The sequence below is a fragment of the Hyphomicrobium sp. 1Nfss2.1 genome (assembly GCF_965243865.1).
Lineage (GTDB): Bacteria > Pseudomonadota > Alphaproteobacteria > Rhizobiales > Hyphomicrobiaceae > Hyphomicrobium_A.
Map to the genome: position 1 here is coordinate 358509 of NZ_OZ251603.1, position 15720 is coordinate 374228.

General features: G+C 60.9%; 20 protein-coding genes. 14 read left to right on the top strand and 6 right to left on the bottom strand.

From position 1 onward, the window contains the following. Window positions 1–22 precede the first annotated feature (22 nt). Complete coding sequence (locus ACP15D_RS01780) at window positions 23–388, bottom strand: hypothetical protein (protein ID WP_424955856.1); 366 nt, start codon at window positions 386–388, stop codon at window positions 23–25. After that, window positions 385–609: a ribbon-helix-helix protein, CopG family gene (locus ACP15D_RS01785; RefSeq protein ID WP_424955857.1), complete on the bottom strand. Its 225-nt coding sequence runs from the start codon at window positions 607–609 to the stop codon at window positions 385–387. Before ACP15D_RS01785 ends, ACP15D_RS01780 begins: the two co-directional genes overlap by 4 nt. A 242-nt stretch (window positions 610–851) precedes the next feature. On the opposite strand from ACP15D_RS01785, the gene ACP15D_RS01790 reads away from it, so the two are divergent. From ACP15D_RS01790 to ACP15D_RS01840, 11 genes are all read left to right on the top strand, one after another. Continuing rightward, window positions 852–1064 (top strand): hypothetical protein, encoded by a 213-nt coding sequence (locus ACP15D_RS01790; RefSeq protein ID WP_424955858.1) that lies wholly within the window; start codon window positions 852–854, stop codon window positions 1062–1064. A gap of 137 nt (window positions 1065–1201) precedes the next feature. Beyond that, entirely contained in the window at window positions 1202–1630 is a 429-nt protein-coding gene (locus ACP15D_RS01795; protein ID WP_424955859.1) for a hypothetical protein, read from the top strand. Between the two features lie 709 nt (window positions 1631–2339). Then, entirely contained in the window at window positions 2340–3692 is a 1353-nt protein-coding gene (locus tag ACP15D_RS01800) for a hypothetical protein (RefSeq protein WP_424955860.1), read from the top strand. A 568-nt stretch (window positions 3693–4260) separates the two neighbouring features. Next, the gene (locus ACP15D_RS01805) at window positions 4261–6420 is read left to right on the top strand and encodes a hypothetical protein (RefSeq protein WP_424955861.1); all 2160 of its coding nucleotides are present in this window, start codon (window positions 4261–4263) and stop codon (window positions 6418–6420) included. An 8-nt stretch (window positions 6421–6428) separates the two neighbouring features. Then, window positions 6429–6686, top strand: coding sequence for a hypothetical protein (locus ACP15D_RS01810; RefSeq protein WP_424955862.1), 258 nt, complete (start codon window positions 6429–6431; stop codon window positions 6684–6686). Beyond that, window positions 6683–7237, top strand: a complete 555-nt coding sequence (locus tag ACP15D_RS01815) for a hypothetical protein (protein WP_424955863.1) — start codon at window positions 6683–6685, stop codon at window positions 7235–7237. Before ACP15D_RS01810 ends, ACP15D_RS01815 begins: the two co-directional genes overlap by 4 nt. A gap of 11 nt (window positions 7238–7248) precedes the next feature. Beyond that, window positions 7249–7575, top strand: coding sequence for a hypothetical protein (locus ACP15D_RS01820; RefSeq protein WP_424955864.1), 327 nt, complete (start codon window positions 7249–7251; stop codon window positions 7573–7575). A gap of 16 nt (window positions 7576–7591) precedes the next feature. After that, a complete protein-coding gene (locus tag ACP15D_RS01825) occupies window positions 7592–7891 on the top strand; it encodes a hypothetical protein (protein WP_424955865.1) in 300 nt (99 codons plus the stop codon). Between the two features lie 343 nt (window positions 7892–8234). Continuing rightward, window positions 8235–9140 (top strand): tyrosine-type recombinase/integrase, encoded by a 906-nt coding sequence (locus ACP15D_RS01830; protein WP_424955866.1) that lies wholly within the window; start codon window positions 8235–8237, stop codon window positions 9138–9140. Beyond that, the gene (locus ACP15D_RS01835; protein WP_424959156.1) at window positions 9140–9328 is read left to right on the top strand and encodes an HGGxSTG domain-containing protein; all 189 of its coding nucleotides are present in this window, start codon (window positions 9140–9142) and stop codon (window positions 9326–9328) included. Before ACP15D_RS01830 ends, ACP15D_RS01835 begins: the two co-directional genes overlap by 1 nt. 539 nt (window positions 9329–9867) lie before the next feature. Then, complete coding sequence (locus ACP15D_RS01840; protein ID WP_424955867.1) at window positions 9868–10473, top strand: hypothetical protein; 606 nt, start codon at window positions 9868–9870, stop codon at window positions 10471–10473. A 619-nt stretch (window positions 10474–11092) separates the two neighbouring features. Here the strand turns inward: ACP15D_RS01840 and ACP15D_RS01845 are convergent. The 3 genes from ACP15D_RS01845 to ACP15D_RS01855 form a co-directional block, all read right to left on the bottom strand. Then, the gene (locus ACP15D_RS01845; protein WP_424955868.1) at window positions 11093–11356 is read right to left on the bottom strand and encodes a hypothetical protein; all 264 of its coding nucleotides are present in this window, start codon (window positions 11354–11356) and stop codon (window positions 11093–11095) included. A 113-nt stretch (window positions 11357–11469) separates the two neighbouring features. After that, window positions 11470–11787, bottom strand: a complete 318-nt coding sequence (locus ACP15D_RS01850; RefSeq protein ID WP_424955869.1) for a hypothetical protein — start codon at window positions 11785–11787, stop codon at window positions 11470–11472. Between the two features lie 323 nt (window positions 11788–12110). After that, window positions 12111–12323 carry a hypothetical protein gene (locus ACP15D_RS01855; RefSeq protein ID WP_424955870.1) on the bottom strand — a complete coding sequence of 71 codons (213 nt, stop codon included), beginning with the start codon at window positions 12321–12323 and terminating at the stop codon, window positions 12111–12113. A gap of 166 nt (window positions 12324–12489) precedes the next feature. On the opposite strand from ACP15D_RS01855, the gene ACP15D_RS01860 reads away from it, so the two are divergent. Both ACP15D_RS01860 and ACP15D_RS01865 read left to right on the top strand, forming a co-directional pair. Further along, on the top strand, window positions 12490–12774 hold the full coding sequence (locus ACP15D_RS01860; RefSeq protein ID WP_424955871.1) for a hypothetical protein: 285 nt from the start codon (window positions 12490–12492) through the stop codon (window positions 12772–12774). A 47-nt stretch (window positions 12775–12821) separates the two neighbouring features. After that, window positions 12822–13148, top strand: a complete 327-nt coding sequence (locus ACP15D_RS01865; RefSeq protein WP_424955872.1) for a hypothetical protein — start codon at window positions 12822–12824, stop codon at window positions 13146–13148. 371 nt (window positions 13149–13519) lie between these two features. Here ACP15D_RS01865 and ACP15D_RS01870 read toward each other — a convergent pair whose 3' ends face one another. Further along, window positions 13520–13843 carry an OB-fold protein gene (locus ACP15D_RS01870; protein ID WP_424955873.1) on the bottom strand — a complete coding sequence of 108 codons (324 nt, stop codon included), beginning with the start codon at window positions 13841–13843 and terminating at the stop codon, window positions 13520–13522. A 280-nt stretch (window positions 13844–14123) separates the two neighbouring features. Here ACP15D_RS01870 and ACP15D_RS01875 point away from each other — a divergent pair, with 280 nt between their 5' ends. Continuing rightward, window positions 14124–15434: a DUF4041 domain-containing protein gene (locus tag ACP15D_RS01875; protein ID WP_424955874.1), complete on the top strand. Its 1311-nt coding sequence runs from the start codon at window positions 14124–14126 to the stop codon at window positions 15432–15434. Window positions 15435–15720 lie beyond the last annotated feature (286 nt).

Here is a 15720-nt window from a genome sequence, read left to right on the forward strand (position 1 = left end):
TGCGCCTAGCTGGCGACCAGGTTCACCTCCTGGACCACTGCAACCAAGCGACATAGCCAACCACGAAAGATGAGATACCCGCCAACGCTGCGATCAGCGGAAGGTCGCTGGTAAGGCCCCAAACAGCTAAGCCGACGAAGTAGGGAACCATCCCAGACGCGAAGAACGCGATGGTCTCAATTCTCTGCGATGGGGCACCGGGGATGCGCTGCAAAGACGATTGAGCCTGCACCTGATCACGCTCGCCCCGAAACTGCAGCCATCCACCCAACGCGAAGACCACGACGACAACTGCGAGCATCACCCAATCATTGGGGGGTAGCTCCATCCACGTCCAGGACGATAGTAGGGCGATGACGACTGCACCGGCCACTGCCAACCACATCATTTCCTCCCGCGCGACCTGGTCGCTCGCTTGGCAAGCGCCTCCGCAATAAGTTCTCGCACGATAGCAGAGCGGGAAGGGCGGTCTAGCCTTGTCGCCGCCATCGCATCGATCTCCTTCAGTAACGCTCGCGGGAAGCGAACCATCACAGGTGAAAGCAATGCGAGCTTGCCGAGCTTCGGTCGTCCGCGTGGACGTTGGCGTCGTCTGCCCGTAGGCATCATCGGCCTCCTATAAAACGCGCTACAATAAATCACAGAAATCGCTCAGCCGCCGCGCTATTTTCGACGCGAGGCGCGTATACAAGATATAATGTTGGCACCAGAAATATTGAGTGAGGTGCATCATGCAAGCGCAGGAACTGCGGCGAGAATTCGCTGACTTACTTCCTGACTACCGCAAGGCTGTCCGGCGCGAAGCCCGAGCTACAGTGGGCTCGCCGGCCTACGAGAGAGCGAGTGCTGAGGTGGCAGCATATAACGACCACATGCTGGAACTCGGCCTAGGCGTCCGGGTCGATGGGTCCATGGACGCTGTCTTCGCGCTGAAGGATATCGTGGTCGAACTCGAGGATCTCGGCCGTCCTGGAGGTCTCAGCGAGAACTCCGACTACGCGCACGAAGTGATCCTTGCCAAGTTGCTCCGTGCTCTGAATGCGCTTGAGAAACAACAGCAGTAACGGCAAGGCGCCGACCCCATAGAGGTCGGCGCCCTCGTGAGGCTTGGCAGCTCGGAGCGCACGGCGCTCCACGGCGATTTATAGTCTACTTCGCCAGCTTAGGCTGCGCCCCCAACGCAACACACAGGTCGCCCGTGATGGTCGGTAAGCCCCGAATTTTCACTTCGAGTTGGTTCACGGAGTTGCCTGCCGATCATCTGCGCGTCGGCATCTCGCGCGGCACGCCACGTGGCATGCCGGCGGGTTATCGCAGGTATATGAAGCTCGCGCCGGGGTCCTGGTTCAACAGCGTGTCGCCGCAGGAGTACCAGAAGCGCTTTCAGGCAGAGATGCTCGACCGCCTCGACCCCGAGCGCGTCGTTCGCGAGCTCGTGGACATCGCCGATGGAAAGGTGCCCGTACTGGTGTGCTACGAGGCGCCCGACAAGCCCGAGTGGTGCCATCGTGGACTGGTGTCGCTGTGGTTGAAGCAAACGATCGACCTGGACGTCTACGAACTGGGCTTCGAGCAGTGCGGTTGCGGGCGCAGTCACCCCAAGCTGCATGGCACGCAGGTGCCACCTTGATGAAAGGGGTCGATTTCCATTTTTTTGCTTGACGCCAAATCGACAAATCACGTAGCCAAATCGGTATCGGTTGAGTTGCGCCCGCAGACATCAAATGTCGCGAATTTTGCATTTTTAGCGCTTGACTGCGGCCGGCCAAATCACCTAGCAAGTCAATATCGCTTGAATTGCGCCTAAGCCGCCTCTGTGGGCGGCTTTGTCATATCTATCCCTTCATCACCGAGATCATCAACGCTCGCTGCATTCGCATCGGGCGCGAAACCGTTTGGAGCATCGTGATGCACGATACCGTTGTTCTCGAACTACCGAGGCTTGTCTCGATCAAGTCGGCCGCACGCAGCCTTGGCATTAGCCCCTACAAGGCAACACTACTTCCCGTGAGGAGCTATCGGCTCGGCTCACAGACCTTTCTGAGCGCTGATGATCTCGCCGATCTCTTTGTAGCTCCCGTCCGTCCGAAGAATGCGAATCGGGTCGGGTGACAGCAAGGATCGGAGTGCGTGGGGCATGCTCATCGCGCTGAGAGACCTAACTTAACCCACAGCCCCTCGCGCAGCGTGCGCTCAGGAGTGCTCACGCTGCCCGCGCTCGCAAGTGTTGGTGGATTGGCGAACACCCTGGCTTGTGGCGGCGACGCACATCACGAAAACAGACTGGCCGGGACCACGCATGGCAACCGGCCGATGACGCTAGAGGATGGCTCGCGCAAATGAATATTCATGGCGAGAAGCGCCCCCTATTTGAAGACATTCACCGCACGCCGACCGGCAATGCCGCATCAACGAACAGGCCTGCCCGAGCGCAAGCCGAGCAATGGGTCGGCGTGGCGACCGAGGTACTGGGCCGCGTTTTCGCAGCAGCCAAGATCGACACCAGATCAACGGCCAAACACAAGTCAGCAGAAAGCTCGAAGGCTCGCGCTTTTTTGGCGAAGTGGGCATTCGTCAAGCAGCACTTCGAGAATTGCGGCTATCCCGACGGCTACGCCCTCAACGAGACGTGCATGCAGACTGCGTTGAGCAGGTTCGGCTTCTCGACCTGGGAGGTCGAAAAGCTGCTTCAACTCGAACGACGCGCTAAGCCGCTCCGCAGCAACCGTCGGCAGGCTTACAAGAACGGCTTTGCAGTCGAAGACCCTCTGCCGAAGGGCCGCAGCGAGGTGCGGGTGCCGGTATGGGCTCTCGAGCTGCCGTCCAAGGTGTTCGCGTTCATCATCGCTACCCTTCTCAGTCCTAATGCGGAGCAGCCTCAGGATGTTGGCCCCCGCATCGGGATCGCCAACCGGAAGGTCGCGCATAAACTCGCCTATCAGGCTGCGGAGACGCGCTTGATCGAACTGCGGCAGGGACCCCACAAGTTCCTTCTTGTGGGTCGAGCTGGCGCCGACGTATTCGCCAATAAATTCCAAGAGTTAAGTCGCACATTGGCCAAAAACCGGTTGGCCAAAAACCGGTCGGCCAAAAACCGCCCTACACAAACTAACTGGAAGCCAGGCACCACAGCTGAAGATAAGGCACCCCCTTCCTCAGCCGAGGAAGGGGAAGCTGAAAGAGAAATACAAAATTACACTGCGGACAGTGCCGCAGTGCGTGACGTCGATTTTTACGGTCTTGCGTTCAGTGATGAGCACTTACTCGGGGGGATGAGCGATGAGCAATCGCGTCTCCTAGATGACCTCTACGCTCGGTTCGATGATGTCCACGCTCGGTTCGATGCTGACGACCCGGGTGACTACATCGAAGCCGCGATCCCCAATGTTCAGCTAAAACAAAGGGTCAAAGAGGCTGCGGCCGGCAGAGTTCACCGCGCGATACTGACGCCCGCCGGTTTGTGGACGATCCGCCATCTGGCTGCTCTGGGCTTCTGCATTCGCAGTAACGGGAATCTGGACGCACACGAAGCAGCAGCATGGATTATGGAAGTTATCGCAGCCAGCACTGCCGGTGGCCGCTGGATCAACTCGCTGAAGCTCGTGGCTGCCCGGATCGCGGGTGACGCGTACGGCAGCGACTGCGGCTCGCCGCGGCTGTATAGCCGGAGCCAAGATGAAGTCATGGAATAGGATCATGACCACCATCAACAAGCGCCTTCACATCAGTTCGCACGTGGCATCGCTCTCAGCTGGGCGGAAACGCTTGCCGTCGGGGTGGTGGCGGCACGACTTCGCACCCGGTTCCACGCTCCTAGCGCGAGAAATGGAGCGGCAGCGGCGACAGCGACACCGGTACAAGAATTGGGACGCCAACCGGCAGAGGGACGCGCGCAGCGCGGCTCGTTATCTGTGGGAGAGGTTTCCCGAAAAGCTACCTGATGCCGGACACGCCTAACCATCGGTTCGCCCGAGAGCTGCTTGTCGTCAGAACCGCCCGACGTGCGACGTGGCGATCTTCGATGACCGCGCACAAAAAAGCGGAGCGGCTGTGAATCGCTACGCCACACCTGCGCCGCGAACACAAGCACGCCCCACTACCGAACACGCGAGCGCTGCAGGCGCCCGCGCATAGCCCGCCGCTGCCGGTCTTCCACCTGGAGTTCACCGGCAGCGGCGGGTGTAGGTCCCCAATCATCTTTGTCCTCACCGCGCGCGCCACGAGGCGCGGGCGCGAGCTTGCGCGTCTGGAGTTCCCCACATGAACGTCTCAATCGTCTTGAACCTGATCGACCGTATGACGGGCCCGGCCCGCAGGGTCGCCAGTACGTGGAAGCAGACCGCCCAGCAGGTGACCGCTGCCTCGCGGCAGATGCAGTCTGGCTCTGCTGGTGTCGTTACATCCTTCAAGCGCGCCGGCGCGGCGGCAATCGACGCAGCCGTCCACGTGAACCGCTACATACGGGCCCTCACGCTGGCAGGAAAGGCGAGGGGGCCAGGTTTCGCCAGTGGCGCTGCCGCCGGCCGAATGCTGGGAAGCGGCGGCGGGGGCGGTCTAGCCTCGTGGTTCACGATTCCTGCCTCGTTCACTGCCGCGCTCGACGCGGCCAAGGCGGAGAACAAATTTCGCGCGTTGGTCGACGCCGTGACGCCCGAGCAGATGATGTCGATCCGCTCCACACTGGAGCGGCGGATGCTCGCATCGGGGGATGCGTACGCGGAGTTGATGGGAGCTGCGGGCGACGCCGCTCAAATCATGGGCGATGCGGCGCAAGCTGCAAACGTCAGTATTGCTGCGTCGAAGCTGAAGAACGTGGACACTGGGGGAATGACCGTTTCGGCATTTGCTGAGTCTGTAGCCGCGATCGTGAAGTCTGGTGCCACTCTCGCAGACATCAACCGGCTCTCTGACATGCTTACGATGCAGCAGAAGCTCGGTGCGGCGACAGCCGGTGGCTCGATTGAGGCCTACAAGAACGTCGCCGCCTATAAGGGTCTCTACAAGTTTGACATGGCCGAGATGCTCACGGCGATCGGTTTGATCAAAAACGAAGCCCCGGCCCTCGAAGACTCACAGATCGGCGGCATGGCCAAGTACGGCCTACGCCTATTCAACGCTCCCGATGAGAGCTTCAAGAAGCGCCTGCGCGCCGCGAACCTCAAGCCGAGCCAGTTCTTCACGGATGGCGCGTTCGACATCCAGAAGTCGCAGCAGACGCTCCACGCGATGGCTCAGACCGAGAAGGGCGCAAAGCGGCTCAAAGAGCTGTTCAGCGGCAAGAACGTCCTCGCTGGCCAGTTCTGGCAGATGCTCGCCGGCATCGAGCCCGACCGATTTGTCCGCTATCTCCGGGAACTCAAGGACTCCGCCGGCGCATTAGAGGCCGCCGACCTTGAACGCTTCAAGGGACTGCCCGGCGGATGGAATAAGCTGGCCAAATCGTTCTGGCTGATCGGGCGCGCAATCGGCGACACACTCGCGCCGGCCGTTATATCGGTAAGCAATCACATGGCCGACTTTGCTGTGTGGATGACGGCTAGCTTGAACAGGTTTCGCGAGGCCTACCCTACGGTGACAAAATGGGCCGGCGCAATCCTGGGCGGCGTTGCGGCCATCCGCATGCTCGGGTTCTTCTTGCCTGAAGTTACAGCGCTCGGCGCCTGGCTGGTGCGGCTGCCTCTGCAATTGGCCCGGCTGGGTGTCGCACTCGGGTTCGGAGCGTTCGTCGGTCTCGGGAGGCTTGCCGTTGAACTCGGCCGGATGAGCGGTGGCCTTATGCGAGCAGGCGTAGCCGCGGGCTTTGCCGCGCGAGCGTTCAAGTTCATGCGCAGCGCCCTCTTCTGGGGCGCCGCCATCGAAGGCGCGACGTTCCTCTTCAACGAGTGGGATCGCATTGTTGCGCTCTTCAAGAACCCGCTAAAGGTCGACATCATCTGGCCCGAGATGCCGCGCTCGCTGCAAGCCTTCTTCAAGTGGGCTGGCGGCATTCGCGCGAGCAACGCCGAGAAGGCGTGGGAGTCCGCCGTCGTCGGTGCGCGCGACGGCTACATGGCCCAGCAGTGGCACAGGGCGCGAGGATTGCTTGGACTCAATGGAGCGCCGAGGACCGCTGATGAGGTCGGTCCTGGCGGCCTGCGGCCTCTGAGCCTGATCTATCGCGATGCTGGCATCCCACCCGTGCTGCAGGGCAGAGCCCGTGACGCGCAAGCTCGCTCGATGGCCTCAGAGGGCCAGGGAGCCTCCCCGAAAGGCATCACCGTGCAGGCCAACGGTCCGCAAGTGATCTTCAAGCAGGCCCCGCCAAGCGTCAACGTTACCGTCAATGCCGTCACGAACGCCGACGCCGGCGCTATCGGGGCAGCGGCCGGCAGTGCTGTCGGTAGTGCACTTCGAAGCACGATGGGCCGCGACGGAAACTAGAGGTAGCCATGTCTAAGCTGCAGCTCCGGCACCCCGTTCACATGCCTGACGGCTCCATCATCAAAGCGCTTATCGCTCGAAGACCGACGTCCGCCGAAATCGAACACGTGAAATCGATCTCAGCACCCAGTGGGCGAGACCTCAGACTGAGCGCCTACGCGCATTTTACGGACGTCGATCGAATGATCATCGACGAGCTAGACCTCGAGGATCTGTTGCGCCTCGACGACCTGCTCAGCGAGCTATTCTATGAGGACAAGTCATGAGCCATCTGGAGGAGCGCTTCCGCGCGATCGAGCGCCAGATTGCCAATGCGATCCGGGACACAGAAGACACGCAGCGCCGCCTTTTCAACGTGGTGCGCTTCGCCAAGGTCTCTCAGGTCGACCACAAGAACTACCGCATCAAGGCCATCTACGCCAAGAAGCCGGACGGCTCGCCCGTCGAGACTCCCTGGATTCGCTGGTCGACGCGCTCTGGCAAGATCAAGGAGTGGTCGCCGCCCTCGATCGGCGAGCAGATCATGATGATCTCGCCCTCGGGCAACATCGGCGTTTCGAGCTGGGGTGCGCCGGGCGGGTTCTCCAATTCGAACAAGCAGAACCACGACCAGGACGGCCAATACAAGCTGTCCGTCGGGGATACGTCCATCACCGTCAAGGACGGTGAGGTGCTGATCAACACCAAGAAGTTTCGCGTCGAGACGCCGGGCGGCAAGGTCGAGTTTGACAACAAGTCACCCGGCGAGCCTGAGCCGAGCGGAGTGCCGCTTTGGACGATACCCATGTCGGGCGGCAACGACATCCCCACGAGCTGAAAGGAACATCCGTGAAATTCGACCTGCATTCGCGCTGGGTACCCCCGGCGCGCGTCTCGACGCTTGAGACGATCCCTCTATCACAGCAGCAGCTCTACGACCGGGAGCCGCTGAATCACAATTACCGGCTTCATGCCGGTGGTGTCGTTCTCTCGCGGCTTCGCGAAGCAGCGCTTCATGCGGGCTTCAACCTGACAGTCCTGCCTCCGGCCAAAGACGGCAAGATGCCGGCCATCTCGGGGGATCAGTGGAAGAAGACAATCTCGGCAGCGACACCGACTGAGCGTCGCGTCCTGCTCGTCGCCGCTGCACGCGGCGAGCTGAGCATCGGCAAATGAAATGGAGGCAGCACCAATGAGCGAGAAGCCTACACCGCTACGTACACGCATTGATACGCTTTCCAAACTCCCCAGCGCGGAAGCCGCGCTTTACGACTACGACGGCGGAACTTGGGTGCTCAAGGACTTCGGCCGCCACCTCGCCAAGCTTCGCTCGCAGATGAGCAGCGATCCGGGCTTCCGACTGCCGCATCCCAAGAGGGCGCCAGAAATCGCGCTCTCCGATTGGACGACAATGCTGTCCGCGGCGACCCCAGCCGAGCGCAAGCATCTTCTTGGCGGCGTGGCCGGCGGCATCTTCAAGGTGAAGCGATGAAGGGGCCGAAACGGCCGACGCACGCAGAAGCATGCCGGCAGCAAACCGTGGAAATGAGCCGGTCATACCGGCAGTGCCACCGCCAACTTCCGAAGGCGAGCACGGAGGAGGATGTGGCCCTGCGTCTGGCGGAAAAGATGCTGCGCAAGCTGAGATGCGGCGCGCCTACAAGAGCTGGACACCCGTGCAATAGAAGGGCGCTCGCGCACGGGCGCTGCGCAAGTCATCGCGAGAAAAGCTGAGAGGCGCGTGCAATCGAGCCCGGCCGAACAACGTCCTCGATAAATGTGCCGATTACCATTATAATCAGAACACTAGAGATGCTCGAATTTTGGAGGGGAGCGTGGACGAGAATTCGGTGATGACGATGCCGCGCGTGACAGCACTCGTCGCCACACGCGCGAAGAGCGACGTCGCGCTCATGGAGTCCTGGTTGCAGTCGCTCGGCTCTCCGCACAGCGCCCGCAACTTCGAGACGACGGCGCGGCGCTTCCTGGAAGCACTCGCCGTCGGCCTCCGAGAAGCGGCGGTCGAAGACGTTCGGGAAGCGCTCATCAAGATAACCGAGGGACGATCGGACTCGACGGCCCGGCAGTACGTTCTCAGGGTGAAGTCGTTTCTCAGCTATGCCCACAAGCTCGGGTACACGCCTTTTAACGCTGGCGTGACGATCAAGGTCAGGCCCGACCAGACCAGCGCTCGACTTGCCGAACGCATCATCCCCGAGGTCGATGTGAAGCTGCTGATCAGAGCGGCGAGCAAGTCACCTCGGGATCGCGCTCTTGTGGAGACCCTTTATGCAGGCGGCCTTCGTGTGTCGGAGGCCGTCACGCTCAGATGGCGTGACGTCATTGCGCGCGATAAGGGCGTGCAGCTCTCGGTGACTGGCAAGGGCGGTCGGGTGCGGCAAGTGCTGCTACCGGAAATCGTCAGTCGTTCGCTCATCGAGCTGCGCGGAGCTTCCAGTCCCACCGACGCGGTGTTCACTGCACGACATGGCGGCGCTCTCACGGAGCGAGCAGTGCACGCGATGATCAAACGGGCTGCGAAGCGCGCAGGGGTCAGCCCCGGCGTGTCACCGCACTGGCTTCGCCATGCCCACGGCAGTCACGCACTCGATCGCGGTGCTACTATTGCTGAGGTGCAGACCACTCTGGGGCACGCCAACGTCGCAACGACGAGCGGCTATCTTCACGCGCGGCCCGACAGCTCCAGTGGCCTGCGACTGGACAAGGGGATTTTCCGATGATGTTCAAGAACTGTTGCGGCGCCCGCACGCGCCGCGGCACCGCGTGCCTTCGGAAAGCTCTCCCCAATGGGCGCTGTCCGAACCACGGTGGCTTGAGCACCGGCCCGAAGACAGAAGTCGGCCGCCGAGCCATCGCCAGGGCTCAGCGCAAGCGCTGGAATCGGTGGAGAGCGTCAATCGGACGTTAGACCCCATGACACGCGCGCGTGTCCGCCAAAGTCGCCAACATCTCCATGCCCCGGGGCGACCTTCAAAACTGCTCGCCCAGATAGTCGAGAGACGTCAGTCGTTCAAGCATGCGCGCCGGGGCGATCTTTGCGGCCTCGAGCGAACCTCTCGGGGACCACAAAAGTATCTGGCGAGTTAGAGCATCCCGGTCCGAGCCGTGAAAGCATGCTCCTGCTCGGGAAGCTGTTGGCGCGAGGTGCTCGCCAACAGACGTCCGCCCCGCATAGCGGGACGGCTTGCGTCCATGGATGCACGACAGGCGTCTCGCCCCATGGCTTTTCCCGGGTATCGGCGTGGAATGGGCTGGCAGAGGCTACCCTTAACCTCAAACCTATTGGCGCGCTAACTGGCAGGAACAGGCGTTGATTGCAATGACAACACGGGTTATTGTTAGCCTCTGTTAGAGCTAGTAGCGGCCAGTTAGGAGACGCAAATGATCAGATTGCCCAGAACAGTCCTTCCGCCTGAGAGGGCTACTCGGCGCGAGAAGCTGAAGGTGATGAAGCACCGGCAGCGGGTGCTCCATAACCAGGCGCTAGCCTTGCTTGCCTCAGCCGGCGTCGAGATCATTGAGGATGCCGGTGCTGGCCGCGTATTCTCGATCAAGAGAGGCGGAAAGGTCCTGCGCGCCGCGTTCAAGAGCGCCGCCGATCGCACGCTCAGCGTACCGAAGGATAGGCATGGCAAATTTGGCCTGCTCGACCGTGTCGATGTCGTGTTCTTCGCGAGCTTCGACCAGTGGCCTAATATTCCAACCCGCCTTTCGATCTACGAGATCGATTCCGCGACGGTCGTCGAGATGGCGGAGACGGTCTACGCTTTGGCGGCAAAGCGGAAAGAGACGGGCTACCTGTACTTGCCGGTTGATGACCAGATTCATCGTCCGCAGTGGACGACAGCGGCGGCAGGTAGCTTGATCGCGCACGCTACTCTTGTCACCGATCAACCAATTGGCTGGGATGGTCGAGAGGTCGAGCCTGACACGCAAGCGTTGACCCAGGAGCGCCCTCTGTCCCCAACGCTTGAGATTGAACGGCGCAAAGCCGACCTCGCTGCGGTGTTAGGGCTGCCCGCTTCGGCGATTAGCATTACCATTAGCCTCTGATGGAGTGTCACGGCCGCGTTGCAGCGTAGCCAGCGAGGAACCGCTCCTACCCAACACGCTTGCAGGGAGCCTAGGAACTAGCTGGCTGCGTTATTGTATTCGGGCCATCAACCCCGCCCAGACACGCGTGACAGGCTTCAATCGTCAAATTTGAGTCAGCAATGCGTAGCCAAGTGCCTTGGAGGCAGCCCTCTTCGTCGCTCGACTGAATATGTACAATAGCACGTCGGCGATCTCGCCGAACGCCAGCGGAGGTCAACATTGCGCACAGCTTTTTGGGGAGCACTCGCAGCGGGCCTCGGTTGGCTTACCTTGGAACTCGCGCTGCCGACCCTAGGCGTCGATCTACCCACGTGGGCCAGATACGGTCTCATCGTGTTAGCGGTCGGTCTGATCGTCTGGGCGCTACATGCGGCAGCTCACGAAGTAGGCGGCATCCGCGGTGGAGATGCCGGCGCAGCTGACGTTACCGGCGACCGCAGCCATGCATCGGGAGGCGCCGGAGGTGACGCAGGCGTCGGAGGAAGCGGCGGACGAGGCGGTGACGCGAAAGTGCTCGGCAACCGTTCGACCGCTACCGGCGGAAAAGGTGGAAAGGGGCCAGTAAAACGCTGACGCCTTACTTCTTATCCGCGACGACCGCGAGAATAGAGTTTGCGAGGTTGACTGCGCCCTCCTCGGTTAGAATCAATGCGTGCGTGAAGACGGGCGTGCCACGACTTCCCGCTTCGTCTGTCGGGGGCCCATTATGGCCGAAGGCGATACGAACGATGCCGCTTTCCCGATACAGCAGCCATCTCAGGGCAGCGAACTCAACGATACCTTGCTGGTAAGCGGCTTTCCACTCCTCAACCGTTACTCCGTAGACTGTGGATTTGCTCATCGGACTGAACCTTTCGGTGTACTTCAATGGCTAAACGGGATCGCAAGGGTAAGGGCGGCGACGCCACTGTCGAGGGAGATGATAGTAAAGCGATCGGCGGAGACGCTGGAGAGTCAGTTGTCGAGCCGGGTGGCGGCGGTGGTGACGCAAGCGTACAGGGCGACAAGAGCATAGCCATCGGTGGCCCCGGCGGAAGGGGCGGAATTGTCCCCGGCGGGGACGGGGGCGATGCCGTCGTTACGGGCGACAGCTCCGTATATGTCGGCGGGCAGGGTGGCGAGGGGCTGCAAGCCGATGGACGAGGTGGGCGCGGCGGTAGAAGCGGGTTTGCCGTCTTCCAAGCCACACTTGGTCAGGGAAATGACGACTGGCCTCTCGACGTCGGCGGGTTTGAGTATGGTCGAGGCGGCGATGGCCCGTGCAGTCCCCAATACTCTGCCCGCCTCACAATAGTAGGACGCTTCGTGGGCAAACAACTGGGTATTAGGGTCGCTACCGCCGGCGTAACTAATGCCCCTGCAGCAGAAGCTTTTTGCAACCGTGTCAACGACTACCTCGCCGAGAGCGGACACTCGTGGCGATTGCGGATAGTCGCTGCGTGTTTCGAATTCTACGACATCTAGGGGAAGCGCCCGCTCGGCAACCGGTTACCGAACTAGACAACAGGGATGGTCAGGTAGCGTCCGCCGGTTCCCGATGGAGAAACGCCGTGAAAGAGGAGCAACCGCGCGTCCAGGCGCTGTACCAAGATCTGCTAAGCGCGCAACGAATACGGTTTACGCCCCCGCGTAAGGCGATTGACGCACCGATCGAGCGCGGCGTCTACGTGATTTTCGGCAAGCATGGCGAGGTTCTGCACGTCGGTCCTGAGCCTGGGAGATAGCAGGTCGTTGAGCTGTGTTGCTATAGCCTCATCAACCGCTGCAAAGCTGAATGCCACGTCGTATTCGAAGTCGTCGTCAAACACCGCTTCTCCTCCGAGTCGCGTTCGGTTGTTTAGGCCCACTCCCCCGCGATGTGCTGCACCCGACAGCTCCGCGATAACTCGGTTCCAGGTCAACCGAGGCGGGCATTGGGCTTGGCCAACGCCGGCAGCTGAGGCAAAGTGCTCCGCATCTGCATAAGGGGGGAGCATGGCCAAGAAAATGATCGAGCGCTATCGGCGCGGGTTCTTTGGGTGGATCTTTTTGCTGATCTTTTGGGGTTGGAACCTCTTGATGGTCTGGGCACTGCTGAAAGGCGCGTCCGCGACTGACTGCGCTCAGTACACTTCTCAGGCCGAGCAGTCCGGCTGTAATGCTGGCGCCGGCCTCGGCATCATAATGGTCATGGTCGTTTGGGCCGTTGGCTCGGTTGTGTTCGGCTTGCTGGCCTATTTTACCCGTGGCCGCAAAGAGATCATCGAGATAGAGAGCTGAGATCGCCCATGTGGATACGACACCTCAGCACGTGGAGCGTTATGGCCTTGGGCGCAGCCACGATGCCGCCTTTGCTGCAGCCAGTGAATGCGGCCGAAGCAGTTCCGCGCTACGATCCTGGCTCTTACTGCGATGAGGTCGCCGGATTTGGCGGCTCATATTCGGAGTTGACGCGGGACGGCTGTATGGACATGGAGCAGTCGGCATACGACGCCCTGAAGACCCAGTGGAGTGAGCTTTCGCCGCGCATTCGCGAGTATTGCGATGAGGTCGCTAGGTTTGGCGGCAAAGGTAGCTACTTGACCCTGCAAGGGTGCGTCCAGATGGAGCAAGGAGCAGCGGCTCGCAACCGGGATAGGGCTTTCAAGTTCTAGGCCCCGGCATCCTCGCGCCGAAGCCTCAGTTTTCGCAGCCGCCGCGTTCTCTTAGAGAACTTGCGCTTGATCTTACGCAGCTCCCCGGCACGCCATTTGAGGAGGCGGCGAGCGCGACGCGAAAAGGCATCGTGTTCATCGCCTCCGATCGCACCTCTGTTGCCCATCATGGTAGTAACTCCTCAGGCGGTAGGTCGCCGTCGATTGACTGCATATCACTATTTCCCACTCAGCAGCACGCACCCTTCGCCCATGGGTGAACCCACCCAACGGCTCATCTTCTCGCACTGGAACTCGACAGACTGACCCCGGCGAAGGCCGGCGACCTTCGCTTTCTCCGATGACTCGACGAACATATTGGCGGGCATAAACTAGTTTGGGGTCCGCAACCCGACATAGATTGACCCCCACACGTTCTTGTCGACCGACTGCACCTTGCCGCTGATCACGATCAGCTTTCCCGCAAGCTTCTCGTCCGTCGCAACTTCGTTCTCGTCATACGCATTGAACAATTGGTTGGCAGAGACGCGTACAGTCGCTTTGGTTGGGATCGCCGCGACAGTCTCCGGTGCTGCTGCAGGCGTAGCGCCTGCATTGTGAGTCGTATTCTCGCTACCCGCGTTCTGCGGGGGCGCCAAATGCAACCCCACAAGAACCAGCAAGCCGACGGCGATGAGCACTCGTAGTGTTCCCATTGCTCCCCCAATCAATTCGGCAATTCGCGGAGTAACATCCACCTAATGACTATACGGAGCATTTTTGCTCGTTGATCCTGAGCTGTCTAGGCTCGTCGAGGAATGAGGACGACGCTCGTTGCCAAGACAGCAGTGCCTAAGCTGTTCGCGCCGGTCAGTGCTACTTGAACCGCTCGCTGCCTAGTGCTCAATTTCACGGTAACACGGAGGGGCTGACGTGGGATCTCAGGAGCAGGCACTTTACTTGATCGCTGCCGCCTCCTTGGCGTGGAGCGCCACCGTGGCCGCTGTCTTGCTGTGGTGGGGTGAACGCCGACAGCGTATTGCGCTCGAAGGTCGCTTTCGCACTGTCGTCGATGCCGACGCGCTGGCCGCAGAAATAGTACGCAATGCACGCGCCGAGCTTGTCGCGCTGACCGATCAGGTAGCCCAGCACCGATCCCAGGTTGCCGCGCTCGATAGCCTAATAGCTCAAAAGTCGAGCGATCTTGACGCCGTGGCCAAGGAGATTTCCATTTTCGACGAGAGGAGGGAGCTAGCAGACGCCGGCTTCTACGCGCCTCACTTCGAGTTTCAGGATAGCGAGCAGTACAAAGCGCAGATCCTCAGCGTTCGCGACAGTCAGAAATCGATGATCAATGATAAGACGGCCGTACGGACACCGTTGGGTTGGTCGGTCAACGGAAGCACCGCGCAGGGTCGGACGATGCTGAATCGCGCCGCGAAGCTCACGCTGCGGGCGTTCAACGGCGAGTGCGATGCAGCCGTCTCCAATGTCCGATGGAACAACGCCGCGACGATGGAGAAGCGGATCATCACGGCGAAAGACCGCATCGACAAGCTCAACGCCACGCTCGAGGTGATGATCTCGTCCGACTACCTGGCTGCGAAGCTCCGCGAATTGCGCCTGACGCACGAGTACCGCGAAAAGTTGAGACAGGAAAAAGAGGACCGAGCGGAGCAATCCCGCCTCGCCAGAGAGGAGCAGCGGCTTCTCCGCGATCTCGAGGATGCCGAGCAGAACGAGAGGAATTACTCCGACCTCCTAACAAAGGCTCGTGCCGAAGCGGAGAGCGTCGTTGGTCCCAAACTGGAGGCATACAGAGCCCAGATTGAGGTTCTTGAGAACAAGCTTGCCGCCGCCCAGGCCCGGGTCGAGCGGGCCCAAGCGATGGCCGAGCGGACAACATCAGGTTACGTTTATATCATATCCAACGTGGGATCATTCGGTCGCGATGTAGTCAAGATCGGACTGACTCGTCGCCTGGATCCGATGGATCGTGTCTACGAGTTGGGCGATGCCAGCGTGCCATTCGTCTTCGACGTGCACGCGGTCATCTACAGCGACGCGGCGCCAGCGCTGGAACGCGCGCTGCATGCCGAGTTTCATGACCGCCGGATCAATGCGAGCAACTTCCGCAAGGAATTCTTCCGCGCCTCGCTCGATGAAGTGGAGGATGCCGTCCGCCGGCTAGCACCTAGTGCCCCGTTCTTTCGCGACATTGAGGCCAGAGAGTACCGAGAGACTCTGGCGCGTCGGCAGATGGCACTGGTCGGGGCCGTGCCGCAGCCAGCTATGCGCGGCGCTTGAGCGACCTAATATCGCTGTGAGCGAACACCGCCGCTGGACAGTCCCCCGCCCGCACACGGCAAGCAGGGCAGGTGAAAGTCGCTCACGTCTGCATAGCGACAGGCATCTACTAGCACCGATTAGCCGGCGTTGGGATTGTCCCCAGCGCCGGCTTCTTTTTGAGCAGGAGGTCGCGCTGACGTCCTGGTCGTCATCATGAACATGCAACGCATGGAGGTCACTATGAGGCCAAGTCGCAAACGTCGCGCAGTGCCAGTCCCACCGTCCTGGAAGTCAACGCGCCCAG